The 2,388-nt window shown below is 38.7% G+C and carries 4 protein-coding genes; 1 reads left to right on the top strand and 3 read right to left on the bottom strand.

All coding sequences use genetic code 11. The features are described from left to right. Positions 1–237: 237 nt before the first annotated feature. Positions 238–465, bottom strand: a complete 228-nt coding sequence (locus tag DO88_RS19280) for a transposase (RefSeq protein WP_442960145.1) — start codon at positions 463–465, stop codon at positions 238–240. 206 nt (positions 466–671) lie between these two features. Here DO88_RS19280 and DO88_RS03010 point away from each other — a divergent pair, with 206 nt between their 5' ends. Then, entirely contained in the window at positions 672–1,070 is a 399-nt protein-coding gene (locus DO88_RS03010; RefSeq protein ID WP_007378947.1) for a flagellar basal body-associated protein FliL, read from the top strand. 3 nt (positions 1,071–1,073) lie between these two features. Here DO88_RS03010 and glpG read toward each other — a convergent pair whose 3' ends face one another. Together glpG and glpE are read right to left on the bottom strand one after the other, a co-directional pair. Then, positions 1,074–1,892: a rhomboid family intramembrane serine protease GlpG gene (gene glpG / locus DO88_RS03015; RefSeq protein WP_033040679.1), complete on the bottom strand. Its 819-nt coding sequence runs from the start codon at positions 1,890–1,892 to the stop codon at positions 1,074–1,076. After that, complete coding sequence (gene glpE, locus DO88_RS03020) at positions 1,889–2,206, bottom strand: thiosulfate sulfurtransferase GlpE (RefSeq protein WP_010554397.1); 318 nt, start codon at positions 2,204–2,206, stop codon at positions 1,889–1,891. The genes glpG and glpE overlap by 4 nt, the downstream gene beginning before the upstream one ends. Between the last annotated feature and the right edge of the window lie 182 nt (positions 2,207–2,388).

Here is a 2,388-nt window from a genome sequence, read left to right as displayed (position 1 = left end):
ATATATAAGCAGATTGGTATTGCACTGTTTACTGGGAAGTTAGCTTCGAGTGACTCTGCATGGAAGGTATCTGCATATTTACACAGGATAATTCATAGTAAACAGGTAACTCTCTGCTATCTACTGCAAGGTGAATTTTTGTAGACCTACCTCGACTTTTCCGATTGATTCATTCTCTGCGATTCTTACACCGCAATTATACTGCTGAGCCATAACAATACTGCCATAAATAAAGACCTAATCTATACCAGTATCGCGAGATAACATACGAAACAATTCGTTCAAAATATCTTTTTTAGACCATAAGCTAAACCGACTCCATATGGCACTCCATGCACTAAAATAAGAAGTCAGATCTCGCCATTGAATACCTGTGCACATATTATATAATTTGCTTTCAAGCGTTTTTCTATGATCAAGCTGATTATAAATTCGACCGCTTAAGCACATTACTTTTGATAAGATATTCCATGACGCCTATAAACATTAATCTTGGTATGAGGATTCGGTGTATCGTTTTTTAGCGAGTTCAATTATGCCTTTCCTTCATGCTATTTATTTTTCATACCGCAAAAATCAACATACCCTAATATAAATAATTGTTTGGCGCTGTTTATTACCTATTATTAAGTATAAACTATTTACAACAGGTTTTAGGAAACGCTTAAAATATGAAAAAAATAGTATACGCAGGTCTTTTTACATTCTTGGTAAGCGTAATAAGCTTTACGGCACGTGCGGAATCAACCGTCGGTTATTTTGGCTTTGAGCCAGATATAATCACTAATTATATAGGTGCATCAAGTAAAAAAATGGGCTATGTGCGTGTCACTGTCGATTTAATGCTTAATGATACTTCAGATATTGCCGTAGTCGAACACCACACACCATTACTGCGTGACGCTTTAGTAGAGATTTTATCTAAAGAGCCAGAAGAAAAAGTAAAATCTCTCACTGGTCGTGAAGAAATACGCGCAAAGTGTGTAGAAAAACTTAAGAGCCTGTTAAAAGAAGAAACAGGACAAGAGATCATCCGTGAAGTCTTGTTCACTAAATATTTATATCATTAGTGTTTAACGTTTTGCGTTAAATATTTTGGCGGTGTAGGCAAAAGCCATACCGCTAACTAACCCACCTAAATGCGCCCAATTAGCCATACCTACAAACAATACATCAGCAAACCCAAGCACTAACCAAATCAACATAAAGCCAACAATAGCCGTACTGACTAGCGCTGGCTTGTTAGGGTTTAAAAAGCTGTGTATCCAACAAAAACCGAGCAATCCATACACCACGCCGCTTAGCCCACCAAAATTAGGACCAACCATTAAATATTGTGCCCAATTGCTTATAAGTGCAGTCACTAAAAACAAACCTATTAAGCTTAGTTTTCCGCATTGCTTTTCGATATTATCACCAAGCGACATCCACCAAATTAAATTAAACACTATATGCATCGCGCTAAAGTGAACGAGCGCGGGGGTTAGCCAACTAAGTGGTTGTGATGGGTTAAATTGCAGAGCGGTATAAATGTCATTAAATCCACCTAATAAAAAAGCAACATAAATAACAATACTCAATATGCTAACTGTTTGATTAAGCCAGCTTAGCGCTTTAAATCGCGGCATTAAATTAAGTGATTGCCCTTGATATTTAAGCGGCGATTGAGTGCTACCTACATCCCAAGACGCTTGTTGATAGCGTTCATGATTAGGGTTTTGTGTAAATTCAGCCCATAGCGGCTGAACTTGATGAAAGTCCTCCTCAAGCACACTAATAATGACATTACTGCCATCTGCTGAGTGTATCTTTGCATCTAGGCCTTGGCTTTTTAAATAATCTATAAAGCCCTGTGCGGCGCGCGGGTTATTTAAACTGCCAAGTTCTATCATCGCTCAACTTTCTCGCTATAAGCCGCTTCCCAAGCTGTAAAGCCGCCATCCATACTGTAAACGTCTTCAAAACCTTGCTCAACTAGATAGCTAGCTGCGCCTTGTGAGCTCATACCGTGGTAGCAGACAATAATAATTGGCTGATCGAATTCTTTTTCCATCATAAATTGTGCGATATTACCGTTAGAAAGTGCTTCTGAGCCTGGAATGCGACCGGCTTGATACGAATTAGGATCGCGAATATCTGCAATTACCACGTCTTCTTTATCTAAAAGCTCTAACGTTTGCGCTATAGAAATATGTTTAAATGCCATTGAAGTCTCTTTAATTAATAGTATAAAAAAGGCGGCTAGGGCCTGTTTATCTTTCGAGGTTAAATTTGCAGCAGTATGTTTGGTATTTAGGCAAGGCTGAGCCTATGTAGTGTGGTTATTCCCCATAAATAGGCGATAACGTAGCACAAATGCCAAACATACGCTGCCCGAAGGGTTCTGCC

Source organism: Pseudoalteromonas sp. S3431 (genome assembly GCF_000690035.1).
Lineage (GTDB): Bacteria > Pseudomonadota > Gammaproteobacteria > Enterobacterales > Alteromonadaceae > Pseudoalteromonas > Pseudoalteromonas fuliginea.
The sequence above is the reverse complement of the archived record's forward strand: the minus strand, read 5'-3'. Positions and strand labels throughout refer to the sequence as shown.

Bases quoted from the DNA above. Each gene is read 5' to 3' on its own strand.
- DO88_RS03010 (WP_007378947.1), top strand. From the start codon at position 672: ATGAAAAAAATAGTATACGCAGGTCTTTTTACATTCTTGGTAAGCGTA.
- glpE (WP_010554397.1), bottom strand. From the start codon at position 2,206: ATGGCATTTAAACATATTTCTATAGCGCAAACGTTAGAGCTTTTAGAT.
- glpG (WP_033040679.1), bottom strand. From the start codon at position 1,892: ATGATAGAACTTGGCAGTTTAAATAACCCGCGCGCCGCACAGGGCTTT.